Annotated in this window: 13 protein-coding genes; 7 read left to right on the plus strand and 6 right to left on the minus strand. The window is 35.0% G+C overall.

What is annotated here, in order from left to right; genetic code table 11:
- Nucleotides 1–20: 20 nt before the first annotated feature.
- On the minus strand, nucleotides 21–884 hold the full coding sequence (locus F960_RS12060; RefSeq protein WP_004865505.1) for a DMT family transporter: 864 nt from the start codon (nucleotides 882–884) through the stop codon (nucleotides 21–23).
- A gap of 130 nt (nucleotides 885–1014) precedes the next feature.
- Between F960_RS12060 and F960_RS12065 the strand changes: the two genes are divergently transcribed.
- Nucleotides 1015–2409, plus strand: coding sequence for an aminotransferase-like domain-containing protein (locus F960_RS12065; protein ID WP_004865506.1), 1395 nt, complete (start codon nucleotides 1015–1017; stop codon nucleotides 2407–2409).
- Nucleotides 2410–2569: 160 nt separating this feature from the next.
- A complete protein-coding gene (locus F960_RS12070) occupies nucleotides 2570–3214 on the plus strand; it encodes a class I SAM-dependent methyltransferase (RefSeq protein WP_004865507.1) in 645 nt (214 codons plus the stop codon).
- Between the two features lie 24 nt (nucleotides 3215–3238).
- Here F960_RS12070 and F960_RS12075 read toward each other — a convergent pair whose 3' ends face one another.
- Entirely contained in the window at nucleotides 3239–4717 is a 1479-nt protein-coding gene (locus F960_RS12075; protein ID WP_035373158.1) for a phospholipase D-like domain-containing protein, read from the minus strand.
- Nucleotides 4718–4908: 191 nt separating this feature from the next.
- Between F960_RS12075 and F960_RS12080 the strand changes: the two genes are divergently transcribed.
- On the plus strand, nucleotides 4909–6024 hold the full coding sequence (locus F960_RS12080) for an S-(hydroxymethyl)glutathione dehydrogenase/class III alcohol dehydrogenase (protein ID WP_004865512.1): 1116 nt from the start codon (nucleotides 4909–4911) through the stop codon (nucleotides 6022–6024).
- A gap of 81 nt (nucleotides 6025–6105) precedes the next feature.
- The gene (locus F960_RS21560) at nucleotides 6106–6570 is read left to right on the plus strand and encodes a hypothetical protein (protein ID WP_004865514.1); all 465 of its coding nucleotides are present in this window, start codon (nucleotides 6106–6108) and stop codon (nucleotides 6568–6570) included.
- 41 nt (nucleotides 6571–6611) lie between these two features.
- Here F960_RS21560 and F960_RS12090 read toward each other — a convergent pair whose 3' ends face one another.
- On the minus strand, nucleotides 6612–7829 hold the full coding sequence (locus F960_RS12090; RefSeq protein WP_004865515.1) for an amino acid aminotransferase: 1218 nt from the start codon (nucleotides 7827–7829) through the stop codon (nucleotides 6612–6614).
- A gap of 531 nt (nucleotides 7830–8360) precedes the next feature.
- On the opposite strand from F960_RS12090, the gene F960_RS12095 reads away from it, so the two are divergent.
- From F960_RS12095 to F960_RS12105, 3 genes are read left to right on the plus strand one after another with little or no spacing between them, the layout of a single operon-like run.
- Nucleotides 8361–10643 (plus strand): TonB-dependent hemoglobin/transferrin/lactoferrin family receptor, encoded by a 2283-nt coding sequence (locus F960_RS12095; protein ID WP_004865518.1) that lies wholly within the window; start codon nucleotides 8361–8363, stop codon nucleotides 10641–10643.
- A 51-nt stretch (nucleotides 10644–10694) separates the two neighbouring features.
- Nucleotides 10695–11546: a hypothetical protein gene (locus F960_RS12100; protein WP_004865520.1), complete on the plus strand. Its 852-nt coding sequence runs from the start codon at nucleotides 10695–10697 to the stop codon at nucleotides 11544–11546.
- Between the two features lie 40 nt (nucleotides 11547–11586).
- Nucleotides 11587–12579, plus strand: a complete 993-nt coding sequence (locus F960_RS12105) for a DUF6607 family protein (RefSeq protein WP_004865522.1) — start codon at nucleotides 11587–11589, stop codon at nucleotides 12577–12579.
- Nucleotides 12580–12869: 290 nt separating this feature from the next.
- Here the strand turns inward: F960_RS12105 and F960_RS12110 are convergent, their stop codons facing one another.
- The 3 genes from F960_RS12110 to F960_RS12120 form a co-directional block, all read right to left on the minus strand.
- Nucleotides 12870–13925 (minus strand): LD-carboxypeptidase, encoded by a 1056-nt coding sequence (locus F960_RS12110; protein WP_004865524.1) that lies wholly within the window; start codon nucleotides 13923–13925, stop codon nucleotides 12870–12872.
- Between the two features lie 92 nt (nucleotides 13926–14017).
- Nucleotides 14018–14695 carry a cupin domain-containing protein gene (locus F960_RS12115; RefSeq protein ID WP_004865525.1) on the minus strand — a complete coding sequence of 226 codons (678 nt, stop codon included), beginning with the start codon at nucleotides 14693–14695 and terminating at the stop codon, nucleotides 14018–14020.
- A gap of 39 nt (nucleotides 14696–14734) precedes the next feature.
- Nucleotides 14735–16165 (minus strand): aminotransferase-like domain-containing protein, encoded by a 1431-nt coding sequence (locus F960_RS12120; protein ID WP_004865527.1) that lies wholly within the window; start codon nucleotides 16163–16165, stop codon nucleotides 14735–14737.
- Nucleotides 16166–16263: the final 98 nt, after the last annotated feature.

The following is a 16263-nucleotide window of genomic DNA, read 5'->3' on the forward strand; positions in this document are numbered from 1 at the left end:
GAGCATATGAATTTAGATATTTACGCATATTTTTTTGAAAATGCAACACAGAAAATCACAGCGATTGAAATGATCATCATTTGATAGCTGACATATTCATGTAAAAGAAATGCGCAGAGTATGAGTCCTAAAATAGGTTGTATCAATTGCACTTGACCTATTTTTGCGATCCCACCCAAAGCGAGTCCTTTGTACCAAAAAAAGAATCCGATGAGCATGCTAAATAACGATACATATAATAGAGCCAATATTTCAGGAGAATTCACATGATCAAAATTAGCTGGCAGATACACCCGTGACAAGATAAGCATAAAAGGTAAGGTAATAACCAATGCCCAAGAGATCACTTGCCATCCTGCTAAATCTTTAGAGAGTTTTCCGCCTTCTGCATATCCAAATCCACATGCAACGATCGCACATAGCATGTATAGATCACCGATATTTAAACTTGTGCTTTCGGCTTGATTGAGCATAAAAAACACCACAAAGAAACAGCCCAATAAGGCAAATAGCCAAAACCGAATTTTGGGTTTTTCATGTGCTCTTATTACTGCAAAAATAGCCGTAGATAACGGTAATATTCCAATAAAGACAACAGATCTTGCTGCACTAATCGTTTGTAAAGCCAAGGCTGTAAATAATGGAAATCCAATCACAACACCTAAAGCAACGATAATGAGTGATTTAAATTGTTGTTTGTTTGGCGTGCTTCGACAAAATACAATTAAGCAAAATAATGCGATTAATCCTGCAATTGTCGCTCTTAAAATCGTTAAATATTCTGGACTAAAACCATTAATCGCAATACGTGTTGCAGGCATAGAACCTGCAAAAATGACGACACCGATACAGCCATAAATCAAACCCAAATTTGTTTTATTCATAAGGTTTTCCCAACAAGAATTGCAATAAATTTATCGCTTTTAACGCTAGGTTTGCTATGAACAATACAGTACAATTTAAAATAACTGTTATGGTCTGTATACCAATACAGTTTATATAAAAGAGCGATTTATGAGCAAATTTACTAAAATAGATCAAGTTTTTAACTTAATAAAACAGCAAATTGATCAAAAAAAATTAACAGAGGGTACACGCCTGTCCTCAGTACGATTAATGGCAAAACAGTTAGGATTTTCAGTGTCGACGATCGTTGAAGCTTATGCTCGTTTACAAGCTGAAAATCTCATAGAGTCTAGGACAGGTTCAGGATATTTTGTGGTAAAGCAAAATGCCCAAACCTTCATGCCTGAACTTGATCAAGTTTTTATCTATGATCGTGAAGTTGACCCACTCTGGATATCGAGACAATCGCTAGAAAATCAAATCGGTGTATTAAAACCCGGTTGTGGTTGGTTACCATCAGATTGGTTACCAGAACAATCAATACGGAAAAGTTTGAAACAGATTGCAAAATTAGAACATCTAGTTTTGACTGATTATGCAACCCCACAAGGACATAAAGCACTTCGTCAGTTGATTGCGAAACGTAAAGAATCATTCGAAATTTATGTGAATAGTACAAATGTTTTATTGGTTGATTCTGCAACTCAAGCGATCGATTTAATCTTTAGACAATCATTAAGTGCTGGGGACGTGATCATCATTGATGATCCTTGTTATTTTAATTTTCAAGCACTCATCAAAGCGCATAAGTTGCAAACGATCGCAATTCCGTTTACAGAAAATGGACCCGATATCGATAAGTTCGAGCAAGCTTTGCACTATAAACCAAAGTTTTATCTTACCAATTCTGCGATACACAACCCCACCGGGGCAACTTTATCACTGCATACAGCCTTTAAAATCGCACAGCTCTGTGAGCAAAATGAGATAACAATCATAGAAGATGATATTTTTGCTGATTTTGAAGAACATGCTGCACCACGATATGCTGCTTTGTCAGGTATTGAAAATGTTATACAAATTGGCAGTTTTTCTAAGACGATTTCTTCGTCATTTCGTATTGGTTATATCATCACAAATCAAAGCAATATTGATCAATTGATTGACTTAAAAATCGCTACAAATTTCACCAACAATCAACTCAATTCAGAAATCGTATTTCACGTCTTGATGGATCCGACTTATCTCAAACATCTAGATTGGATGAAAAAGCGTTTAAATTTTCTAAGAAATGATACGATTAAAAAACTTGAAAGTTTATCTATTATTCCGTGGACCATTCCCAAATCTGGTTTATTTTTATGGTGTAAATTGCCAGATCACATCGATGCATCCGCTTTATCCAAGCAGTGTATAAAAGAAGGAATTATCTTAGCACCGGGAAATGCATTTAGCCAATCAAAAACTGCTCATCAATTTATGAGATTCAATGTTGCTCAGTGCCAAGATAAAAAAGTCTGGGACGTTTTGACACAGGCAATTGAGCAACTAAAAGCAAAGTGATCTTCACATAGATGTAAAGCGCAAAATATTTGAAATGTATTAAGATTTATGAATAATATTAATTGATATTTCTATTAAAATAATCAAATTGTCATTTGGTAAAAGTACAATTGGGCAGACAATTTACTCAGTATAGTCCTTAAAATGAAGATGAAAATTCATGAAAATAGTTGAAGTACCAAGCCCTATAAATTTACAAGATCCTACTGATGCGATGGTTTGGGCAAATGAAGCAAATATCAAGCGTCCATGGCGTTATGATTTTTTTAATTATTATGTGAATTATATAAACAATTTAAATCCAGTACAGTATCCAAATATCCAAGTTTTAGAAATTGGCTCAGGTCCTGGTTTCCTCGCTAAAGCGATTTTACAAACCTGTCCTAGAGTTCATTATGTTGCTTTGGATTTTTCTGAGTCTATGCATATTTTTTCGAAAAATACATTATTAGATAATGAGTTAAGTCGAGCAACTTATATTTTAAAAGATTTTAAAACAGAGGATTGGCATCAACAATTTGCAAAATTTGATGTAGTCATCATTCATCAGGCTCTACATGAGCTTCGACACAAATCTTATGCACACAAATTTCATCAACAGGTGCGTCAATTATTGCATGATGATTCAACTTATTTTGTTTGTGATCATTTGATTTATGAAAATAATCATTTGAATCCTCACTTTAATAATCAACTATTTATGAGTAAAGATGAACATTATCAAAACTTCAAAGATACTGGGTTTTCACAGATTGAAACTGCTTTAGAAATAAAAGGGTTGTGCTTATTTAAAGTACAACCCTAAGTGATTTGTATATTACTTAAATATTTACATCATCCATTCAAGTGGTAAGTATGAAACCGTTTTCATTACAAATCTTTGAAAACGGGTACTTTGCGGATCTGTTTGATATTCTATTATTTTTCCATCTGGCTGATATTCAAGCCAAATTAATTCACCATTTTGATTTAGTTTTAATTCATAGGCGACTTTATGTAATGTTTGGTCTAACAATTTTGAAACTTGTTCTTGTAACTGATCTGATTCTATAGCCAAACCAACTTCAGTATTGAGATGAAATGACCTTGGATCTAGGTTGAAAGATCCAATAAAAACTTTATTGTCCACATCTAAAAATTTAGCATGTAAGCTTGATTTGTTTTTTCCTTTTTTAGGAATGACATTTCCAGTAACGACTTCATACCAAGTACGATGCTTACGTTCTATATACGGTTTAAACTCGTAAAGTTTAACGCCATTTTTTAACAAGTCCACTCGATATTTTTGATAAAAAGCATGAACTAAGGCAACGTCATTTGCCACAAATGAATTGGTTAACACTCGAACTTTCACATTATTATTTGCAACACTAGTGAGATATTCAGTTCCTTCTTTTGTCGGTACAAAGTATGCTGAAATCAAATCCATTTCTTCTTTAGGCTGACCTAATTTATGGATAATTTGATTATAAATTAGGTCATTTTCAGAAGCTTTACCTAAGGTCTTTTTAGGTGAATCTGCAAGGAAATGTGCTTTAGCCCAATTGATATGGCTAATATGCAATTCATTTTCAAGTTCTTGTAATTCTTGATTTACTTTGTTATCTGTTTGAACATCCTTTCTCTTTAACTTATTAAATTCGACGCGTAACTTATTTAATTGATCTGATTTAGGCTCACCTAAAAATTGTTGAACAGGGTAGCTTAACTCGCTATTCCAAAACTCTAAAAATACATCATTTGCATGTAAAACTGCTGTACCAAAAAATAGAACATCCATATCAGTAAATTGAAAAGATTCACTCGCATCAAAATATTCACTACTAATATTTCGCCCTCCAGTAACAGCGATTGCACCATCAGCGATAATTAATTTATTATGCATACGATGATTGATTTGTTTAAGTCTAAAAATATAGTCATAAACACGAAATTTTCGAAATTTGTATGGATTATAAAATTTAATTTGAATATTGGGATGAGAAATCAATGCTTTAAGCTGTTTATCAATTTTTGTACCATTCTGATCATCGACGAGTAACCGTACTTTTACCCCACGATCTGCAGCTTTAAGTAATTCGCTTAACATCAAATTACCAATAAAATCATCTGCCCAAATATAATATTGTAAATCAAGGGTATATTTTGCTTCACGTATCAAATGCACACGCGCTGCGATGCTTTGAAATGCCTCACTCATCGCCAAGTAAGCAGTTAGCCCTTGTTGTATTTTTTCATTTGCATCGGCTTCATTGATCCAATGCTCAGCATGAACTGTAATTGGCTGGTCTTGTTTTGATTGATTCATAGATAAATTACATCCTGTGAATGTCGTGACAATCAAAAGTAATATGATCGAAGTAATAAACTTTTGTTGATATTTCATCTTATTTATATCCTCATATTTCGATCATATCATCAAGTTAATAGTTGAATCCGTAATAAAAAAAAGGTTACTGTAGTCCATCTGTAAAAGTACATCAATTAGGGAAAATTTTTATGAAATCACGTGCAGCCGTCGCATTTGCTCCGGGTAAACCTTTGGAAATTGTTGAAATTGATGTCGCTCCACCGCAAAAAGGTGAAGTATTGGTAAAAATCAGTCATACAGGTGTATGCCATACAGACGCATTTACATTATCAGGTGATGATCCTGAAGGCGTATTTCCAGCCGTGTTGGGCCATGAAGGTGCAGGGGTAGTGGTACAGGTTGGCGAAGGGGTGACTTCAGTCAAACCAGGTGATCATGTTATTCCGCTTTATACAGCAGAATGTGGCGAATGTTTATTTTGTAAATCAGGAAAAACCAATCTTTGTGTTGCAGTACGAGCAACGCAAGGTAAAGGTGTGATGCCAGATGGTACGACACGTTTTTCTTATAATGGTGAACCCATTTATCATTATATGGGCTGTTCAACCTTTAGTGAATATACCGTCGTTGCAGAAGTTTCTTTGGCAAAAATCAATCCTGAAGCCAATCATGAACATGTTTGCTTACTCGGCTGTGGCGTAACTACAGGGATTGGAGCAGTACATAACACTGCAAAAGTTCAGGAAGGCGATAGTGTTGCAGTCTTTGGTTTAGGCGGAATTGGTCTTGCAGTCGTACAAGGTGCAAGACAAGCCAAAGCAGGTCGTATCATTGTCGTCGATACCAATCCTGAAAAATTCAAATTAGCCGAAGAATTTGGCGCAACAGATTTCCTAAATCCTAAAGATTATGATCAGCCTATCCAACAAGTTATTGTTGAAATGACGGGTTGGGGTGTTGATCATTCTTTTGAATGTATCGGAAATGTCAATGTTATGCGTTCCGCATTAGAGTCTGCACATCGTGGATGGGGACAATCTGTGATTATTGGTGTAGCGGGCGCGGGTCAAGAGATTTCAACTCGTCCATTCCAATTGGTGACAGGTCGTTCATGGAAAGGAACTGCTTTTGGTGGCGTTAAAGGTCGTACTCAACTTCCGGGTATGGTTGAAGATGCAATGAAAGGTGATATTCAACTTGAACCATTTGTAACGCATACCATGGGCTTGGATCAAATCAATGATGCATTTGATTTGATGCACGAAGGAAAATCAATTCGCACAGTGATTCATTTTGAAGAATAATCATTGATGATTTTTTTAAAAGCTTAAGTTTAAAAATAAGGGGCTATTTCGATAGCTTCTTATTTTTTAAGGAATTTAAAAATGAAAATAATGCGTATGCTCGGCATTTTAAACGTGTATTTATTAAGTACGACGCTATGGGCGAATCAAGTTCCAAACCAAAAAAATAATGATAATGCGATCTATACGGATCAATTCAAACAGACACAGCTCTACCAAAATTTTGCACATGACTGCCGAATATTAGACCTTGAGCATTGGACACATCCAAGTTTAGGGGTTTTTAAGAAATTTCACATAAAAATTGAACAAGTTCAGCTTTGTAATCAGGGGAAATATCCAATATTTATCGGTGAATCAAAATATGATTTATCCTCAACACCCAATCAAAAATATGCAAATGATTTTTTCACAGCTTTGGCGAAAAGTAATGCCTATTGGAGTTTTGCTTTTGTAGAAACGCTCAGTCAAGACATTCACTATCTCAATATCCAGAAAAAGACATTACAGATTGATCATCAATATGAATCTTATCATAAGAAATAAAAAACGGGCATGACGCCCGTTCTTTAATGATATAGCAAGACTTATGCAGTCGCTGCTTCAGTAGCTTTAATCACTTCTGCGACAGAAGTTGCAACATAATCAATATTATGAAGGTTTAAACCAGCTACACACATACGGCCACTACGAACCAAATAAATCGCATATTTGTCTTTCAAAATATCAACTTGTTCAGCAGATAAGCCAGTATAACTAAACATACCTTGTTGCTTCACTAAATAGCTAAAATCACGTTCAGGCATGGCTTTTGAAAGCTGAGCAAATAGTATGTCACGCATTTTAGCAATACGTTCACGCATTTCTTTGAGTTCAGCTTCCCAAGTTGCAGTCAATTCAGCATTATTTAAAACATTGTCTACCAAAAGCGCACCAGTCGTTGGCGGGCTAGAGTAGATACGACGAACGGTCGCTTTCAATTGTCCTAATACATTTTTGGCAGCTTCTTGGTCATCACAAACAAAAGTCAAACCGCCAACACGCTCACCATAAAGTGAGAAGATTTTTGAGAATGAATTACTGACAATAAAATTTAAACCAGCTTGATCAAGTGCACGGATTGCATAAGCATCTTCATCTAGACCTTGACCAAAACCTTGATAAGCAATGTCTAAAAATGGAATAAGATCTTGTGCTTTAAGTACTTCGATGACTTGATCCCATTCAGCAGGCGATAAGTCAGCCCCAGTCGGGTTATGACAACATGGGTGCAAAAGTACGATACTTTTCGCTGGAAGTTTCTTCAATTCATCAAGCATTGCTTGAACATCTACACCATTGGTTTCTGCATCGAAATATGGATAGAAATGTGATTTGATGCCTGCGCCATTAAAAATCGCAATATGATTTTCCCAAGTCGGTTGGCTTACCCAAACATCTGACTCTGGGAAATATTTTTTTAAGAAATCAGCACCCACTTTAAGCGCGCCTGAACCGCCTAAAGTTTGAATCGTTACAGCACGACCTTCTTTGCGTGCTGGGCTATCTTTGCCTAAAACAAGCTGTTGCGTTGCTTCATCATAAGACTTTAAACCATCCATAGGTAAATACGATTTTACCTTATCATTGGTCGGTGCAATATTTTTATAAGCAGCTTTTACCGCTTCAAGTTGTGGCACGATTGTGTCTTCAGTGTAATAAAGACCAATACTAAGATTGACCTTTTGAGTCCGTGCGTCCTTATTAAATTCTTCCATGAGAGAAAGAATCGGATCTCCCGCATAAGGATCTACATGTTGAAACATGGTTTCAGTCCTATTCTAAAATAAAATGAGCATTTTGCTTTTGGCTTCGAAATAGATGTATTGATCATAAGCAGATCAGATTTTATTGACGTTCAGACACAGTATTACGAAATACAGTTTTCCTTGTGCATATCGCGGTCTATAAAATGCAAATACAATATTTCATCGTATTAAAATACCGAAATATTGCCCCAAAAGGTAGCAAATTCGAGAGATTTCTTATTTATTTTATAAAGAAAATCTAGGGAAAATGAAAACAACACTATATTTTGTACAAATCTTCGCAAATGCAGGTGATTCAAGCATCTCAGTATTGAATTTCATGCAATAAAATACGAAATTTTATATTGTAAGAATTACATAAATGATGAAATAAAAAACAATTAGAAAAATACATATGGTAAATCTTAACAATAATTATTATCATTTACATGTTTTGTAAAGATTACCTTATCTTCCACGCTCTTCGATAGAGCAATTTTTTAAACCCCACATTGTAAATGATTATCGTTTGCTTTTGAGATCAAAATTATGGGCTCAGTATTTATATCTTCACACTTAGATCGAGACTATACATCATCTAAAACCACTACTTGTTTGAAATATTCATGTCTTTATGCCTGTGTGGCAAGTCTCATGTTCGGTGCAGTATCTGTACATGCTGAAGATTCTGCTGCATTAGCGAATAGCAATGCTGAAAGTGAAATGACAAAAGTCATGTTAAAAACCATAAAAGTAGAGGCCGTTTCTGAAGATCAAGCAGCACAATCGCAAACGATTATTTCACGTGATCAATTAGACCAACAGGGCGCAAATGATATGGCGAGCATCGTCAAATATTTGCCATTGGTTAGTGCACCTAAAGCGGTTAGTGGGGGTGGAAGTTCGTGGGATAGCGCAGGAACAAGTGGATACAATATCCGTGGTGTTGATGGCAACCGTGTTGGACTAGATGTCGATGGTATCGATCTAGCCGGCACTGCGCCAGAACCAGCATCAAATCGTGCAAATAGTTATGGTGTTGGACGTGACTATATTGATCCAGAAATGTTTAATCAAATTGATATTATTTCTGGTACAAGTAGCGTAAAAACAGATGGGATTGGCGGACGAGTTTCGTTTAAAACCAAGTCACCAGAAGATTATGTGAATGCCAATAATCCAATCTTTGCATCGTATAAAGCTGCTTATGATTCAGCAAATGAAGCATGGCTCAATAGTGTTACCGCTGCCGCTGGAAACCATGTTCTTAAAGGTTTGGTTTCTTATGCACATCGTGATGGGCATGAAACAAAATCAGAAGGTACACGTAAAGAAAACCCTGTAGATTGGTCATCAGATGCGATTTTGACACGTTTATTATGGAATCCTACAGATCAACATCAATTAGGATTCACTTTTGATTACTATAAACGTGATAAAGATAGTTTTATTGACTCAGAAACTTTAGGTGGAACCCGAACCTATCCTAAAGGTGGTAATCAAAGTGAAACCACTGAACGTCAACGTTTCTCTTTAGATCATGTCTATAAAGCTGATTTGACTTTATTTGATCAATTAAATAGTCAAATTTTTTATCAAAAATCAACCAATGACAATTTACTCGATACGTACTATCTGACCTATCCTCGTCAAATTCAAAATAATTTAAAAAATGAAGTATATGGCTTTAATACAGATGCTTTAAAGAAAGTGAATAATCACTTGATTCGTTATGGATTGTCTTATTTAAACTCTCAAGATGAAAGACCATGGGTTTCGACTAATCTCAATACAGGTGTAGCGACTCAAACTAATTTTATGTTGGCATCTGAAACAGATAAATATGCAGCTTATATCAATGATGAAATGTCATTTGATCTGTTTGATCGTGAGCTAAAAGTCACACCTGGTGTACGTTATGAGTATCAGTCATTTAAACCTAAAAATGCAGAGCAAACTCTAAATTCGACTGAAAAACAAAATCAAATTCAAGCAAAAAATAATGATTATATTGCACCAAATTTAGCGATTTCGTATCAGATAGCACCACAATATTTAAGTTATTTTAAATATAACTTTGGTGCGCGAATCCCCACTGCAAGTGAAATGGCAGGAAGCTACGATACTGGTCGTGGATATTCAGTGATTGGTAATACAAATCTAAAAAAAGAAACGAGCAATGCCTTTGAGATCGGTTTAAAAAGCCAACCTATTTCAGGCATTAAGTTCAATCTTGCTGCTTTTTACACAAAGTATAAAAACTTTATTGATTATAAACAGTTAGATCAGCCTTTAGAGGGTGATGCGATGTTTACTTATCAATTACAAAACCTCGCAAATGTTGACATCTGGGGAGCAGAACTCGAAACCTCAATTGATTTGGGTGAGTTTTTCCAAAAGGCAGATGGATTTAGTGTGGCACTTGCAGCAGGAAAAAGTAAGGGCACATCAAAAAGTAAAACTGGTGAAAAAGGCGGTGTAAATTCAGTGCAACCTGAAAAAGCTAGCCTAAGTTTTTCATATGATGATCCTGCAAAACGTTACGGCTTATCTGCCATTACTACAGCTGTAGGCAGCAAACAAGCCAGTAAAGATTCAAGCATTCAAAGCTCAGGCGATAGTTATCACACAGTTCCTGGCTATGCAACGATGGACCTAAATGCATATTGGAATGTCAATAAATTTACAAAAATCAATCTTGGGCTAAATAACGTCTTTGACAAAAAGTATTGGGAATACTCAACCGTTAGCACACTCACTTCAGACAATTTAATTGATCGCGCAACACAACCAGGGCGCAATGTTTTTGCCAGCATCGAATTCAAATATTGATCTTTTTATAAAGATCAATTTTGAAAGCTAGTATTGAAAAAGGAAATCATCATGAAAAAACATTTACTTGCATTGCTTATTTCAAGCGTTGCAACAACGACATTTGCTGAGCAAATACCCCTGCAGTTTTCTACAGGAGTGGATGAATCAGCAGTAGCAATGAAAACGCGCTTTATACAAGAGTATTCTCATCCGGATGCAAAACAAGTCTCTAAAAATGAGTTTGTAGAAAAGTATTCGGCTCAATATATTGCATTATTCAAACAAAAGAAAAATGTCAATCAAGCGCAGTTTATCAAGTACGAACAAGATAAACTCGATGCAATGATTGCCAAACATCGTGAAATGTCGATGAAACAAGCGCATGTACGTTTTTCTATTATTGATGCAAATAAAGATCAAAAAATCACATTAAATGAGTACCAAAATATCGGAACTAAAAACTTCAATACGCTGGATAAAAATCAAGATGGTTTATTAAATCAAGACGATTTAAAACTCGACCAAAAGGAACAAGTGACTCACGAAGGTAGCAAGTTGAAGTCACCTATCGGCATGCCTACTCCAAATACGATCCAAGACTATATTGAACAATATGCCAATGGACGTGACTATTTGACTTATGCTCAATATTTGATGGAACGTGAGAAGCAATTTGATTTGACAGATCTCAACAAAGATCACGTTTTAGATGAAAATGAATATATTGCTGAGTTCTCAAAACGTTATGAAGAAAATATTGCAAATGCTAAAGCCAAACAGCAGGCATTTGCGATAGCACGTTTTAATGCGATAGCAAATTCGAATAAAACGATTAATCAAGAAGATGTTAAAAAATTCGCTGAACAGTTATTTGATTATTGGGACAGTGACAAACAAGGTTCGATTCAAATTCAACCTTAATAAAGTCTCATTTTAATCTACATATACAGTGAATATTTCAATGAACATTAAACCAATTGCCTTGTTTAGCATTATTGCGTTATCAGGGTTAAATAACACATTTGCGGCAACTCCGACTCAGACGACTACGATGATTCAACAGAACCAATTTAATCATGCACTTGATCAACAACAAGCGCATGATGCTATTTTAAAAATGGCAGGGGAATATCAAGTAAATTTCCGTTTTGAAGAGCTATATTCGACTAAGTCTGGGTATGAAAATAAGAAGCCTGATTTATCTAAAGGTTATGAGGCGGTGATCGTACTGGAAAATACGCCTGATAAAGTTGTATTGCAACATTTGCTCATGGTTGACCAGCATGTGGTAAAACATTGGCGACAAGACTGGCAATACCAACCTAAAGAAATGTGGACTTATATTGGTAATTATCAATGGAAAAAGGTTGAATTATCAAGCGAAGAAAGCAAAGGAAAATGGTTGCAAACAGTATGGCAAGTTGATGATTCTCCGCGTTATGCAAGTCTTGGCGAATGGACGAATGACCACGGTATTGAAGCTTGGACATCAAATCAAACAGATCGACCACTACCACGTCGAGAGCTGACAACACGTGATGATTACGATGTTGTTGCAGGCGTAAACCGTCAAGCAATCACAGCAAATGGCTGGGTGCATGAGCAAGATAATATCAAATATGATATCGGTTCAGAATCAGCAATTGCTCGTGAAATCGGTGTGAATACTTATGTGAAGGTTCAAGGTGTTGATTTTAAACCCGCATATCAATATTGGGAGAAAAATAAAACATATTGGAGCGCAGTAAGACAAGCTTGGGATTCTGCATTTCAGCAAAATGAAGTTTTAGGCCTACGTTTTACACGTCAAAAAGAGGATGATAAAGATGCACATTATATGCATTTCTTCTCACAGGCTAAACAATTTGCTGGGAAAAAATCAACAGAAAAACAGGTGAATCTTGAAGTTAAACAACTCCTAAATAAAGAGTTGACTACAGGGCAGATTCACTAAAAATGCTGTTACACGAAACTTTAAGTATCTTAGGGTTTCGTGTAACTAAAACTTTATTGCGGATCGTATTTAATTCACTAGATCTCTTTCATAAATCGAAAATATACAATCATTTATAATTTTGAAAGTTAATGTAGGAGGTTCCTTCTTCTTTTGGGAGAAGGTTAGGATGAGGGAAAATTTATAATAGAATCCTCTCCCTGCTGTGGAAAATGTTCCTCATTCTTTAAAAGGAGAGGGAATTGCATTGTAAAAATAAAGTCAATCTAAAATCTATTTATGCAAGTTATCTACTGTTCTATTTTATCTTGTTGAATTTGGCAATAATCTGAACCATTTTTACAAGAGATAGTTGCTTTTTCACCCAAAATAAATGGTTTATTGACTTTACCATGACCAAAATAAGGATAATAAAAAACAGGAATATTCGTCCTTTCTGCATAGGAACGAATAACTTCTTTATAGATCAGGCGCTCACCATCATTGGTTTTAGCAGGATAAAATTGTCCAAAGACAATTGCCTTGGGTTTAAAGTCTTTTTTATATGAAATTTGATGCAAAATTCGATCAAGTTGTTTATAGGTTACATTCACATCTTCCAATAAGATTACTTGATTGTTCCAACTTTTTTCAAACGAAGTTGAAAATAAAGTCTGAACCAATGTCATATTTCCACCTGTCAAATTACCTGAAAGATGACTGTTTTTAGCACTTGTATTTAGAGGAAGTAGACCCGAATACTGCAAGCCATTTTGTATCGTTTTGAAAATTTCTTCGATAGCATTTTTTTGATTTTCATTTTCCGAAACAGCATCTTGATTGGCTTCATCTTGGCTGATGACTTGATTCTCAAGTGTTTGTACCGGTGGTACTGCATCAATAATTTTACTTGAAGCTGCTGAAGCGCCGTGTACAGACTTCCATGCTAGGCTGTGGTTTATAAAATAATGAATGGCTGTCACATCACTAAAACCAATCAAAATTTTAGCATTACTTTTCCGTAAAATATTCACATGATTTTGAAGTTCAGGTAAAAGATTTAAAGCTCCCGAACCCCCACGTACGAACCAAAGGTATTTCACCTGATCATCGGTAAGTGCATTGATTAAATTGATCGCACGTTCATGGTCTGTATTTACATATCCAAAATCAGAAAGCTGCTGATCTAGATATTGAGTATTGACTGCAAATCCATTTTTTTCAAAAGCTTGGGTGATCATTGGAATATATTTTTCATCATAGGCAGATGAACTTGAGATCAAATAAATCGTTTCTTTGGCTGAAACTGTTTGATATGAAAAGAATAAACTAATGATCAAAAAGGAGAATTGTCTAAAAAAATTCATTTCATCTCTAAAATGACAAATCATTATTTTAATCAACAAATTATTTACTTAAAGACTTTCTAGCATTATGTAACAAAATTCATTAAAGATATTTATAAATTGATTTGATATTTAAGGGTTTTCATATAAATCTCTACACGATCATTCACACAAAATAAGGACTTATTTGATCCTTTTGCTAAACGCATCCAGCTTTTTTCAGGATATATGACTTGATCACAGCACAGTGCTCCTTCTATGATCAATATTTCAGTATAACAATCTGATTCCGTCTCAATAAAGTGATTATTTTCAAATAAATATAATGCTACGTTTTCATGATCATTTTTAAATAAAGAGCAAACTTTGACTGGATTGCTTTGCCCAGCGATGTTCATTGTATGCCAGCAATTCCGCAAATTTGTATCTATCCGAACAAAGGCCTGATCTTCCTGATCCATTTGACGCAATTTTACAAAAATCAAAGCACCATCTTGGCTGGAAGGGCTATGTGATGAGCCATGAGGATTACGTAAGTAATATCCTGCGGGATAATCGATTTTATCCTCTGTAAATACACCTTCGAGTACAAATATTTCTTCACCATTGGGATGAGAATGCTCAGGAAAAAAAGATTGCGGAGCATAACGGACAATACTTGTTGCACGTGCTTTTTCATGACCAATACGATCGAGCATTACACGCTCTATACCTGTTTGAGGTGATGCAATCCATTGGTATTGATCAGAATCGAGCAGATAAGACTGGTTAAAATCATCATTTATTTTCATCGCTTCGCCCTATGCACACAGTGAAACTTATTATAAAGATCAAACAATACTTTGATCTTGCCCAGTGTTTAAAGAGTCGTTTTCCATTTGCACACATTGTATAAGCTGATCTAAAGCATATTGAATATTTTCAGATATTTCAAAAGAACAATTAACACGTATTTGATTTGAAAGTCTATTGCGTGTAAACAAGGAACTTGGAGCAATACTTATTTTTTTCAAAATAAGCTGGTTATAGATCACATGACTATTCATATTTTTAGGCAATATAATCCATAGAAAATATCCTGATGGGAAGTATTCAATAGTACAATTTTCAGGAAGATGATCTTTAAAAAATTGAAAATATTGTAGCTTTAATCGTTTTAAATTTTTACGTAGATTTTTTAGATGCTTTTCATAATGTCGATGTGATAAATATTCAGATAAAGTACTTTGAATCAATGGATTGACGGAAAGGGTTTGCATCAATTGTAAGTGTTGAATATGCTCTGTGAATGGCCCCGCGTACACCCATCCTACACGAAAGACTGCACCTAATGTTTTTGAAAATGATGAGCAATGTAAGACTCTATTTTGTTGATCAAAATATTTCATAGATAACGGTTTTTTTTGATCAAAATAAAGCTCTTCATACACATCATCTTCGATCAAATAGATTTCTTTTTCATGTAATATTTTCGCTATTTCATATTTAAGCTCATCACTTACTGTGTAACCTATTGGATTTTGACTGTTTAACATCAACCAACAAACTTTGATCGGATAAATTTCAATCGCATTTTTAAAAGCCTCTAAATCAAAACCTTCAGGATGATCTGGTATGGAAATTACTTTGAGTCCTAAATGTTCAGCAGCCTGCCAAGCTCCATAAAAAGTTGTTTCTTGCAACAGAATATAATCACCGGGCTGGGTGAGGACTTGTAAAGATAAGTTGAGGGCATCTAAACCACCAGAAGTGATGACGATATCCGACGGATCTGTCACAATTCCCTGCATGCTATACCTTTGAGCAATTTGTTTACGTAGCTCAAAATGCCCAGGAGGTAGACTTGGCGTTTGTTGATATGTACTTTGATCTTTGGTTTTCTGCCCTAGCATTTGCATTAATTTGGCAGAATATAACAACTGACTATCAGGAAATGCTGAACCAAAAGGGATAATATTGTCTGATTGAATTGACTTTAAATATTTGAAAACAGTAGAGTTAATTTTAATATTATCATTCATCACAATGTTATTTGGATGATTTTCTTTGATATTTTTTTCTTTTATAAAATAGCCTTTCTTTTCTAAAGAATAAATCAATCCTTGTGCTTCAAGTTCTTGATAAGCATTCATTACCGTAATTAGACTGAAACCAGACGTTTCCACTTGTTGTCTTAAAGAGGGTAATTTCTCATTTTCTTTCCAATAACCATTTTCTATAAGATTCCTTAAACTTGCTGCCAGTTGCTCAGATTTATACATAAAATTTATGGCTCAAAATATGAAAGGGAGGATAGACCATAACGATAATGCGCTAAGGATTAAATCATATGATAAATAATACAATTATTGCAGTAATT

This window comes from Acinetobacter gerneri DSM 14967 = CIP 107464 = MTCC 9824, assembly GCF_000368565.1.
Taxonomy (GTDB): domain Bacteria; phylum Pseudomonadota; class Gammaproteobacteria; order Pseudomonadales; family Moraxellaceae; genus Acinetobacter; species Acinetobacter gerneri.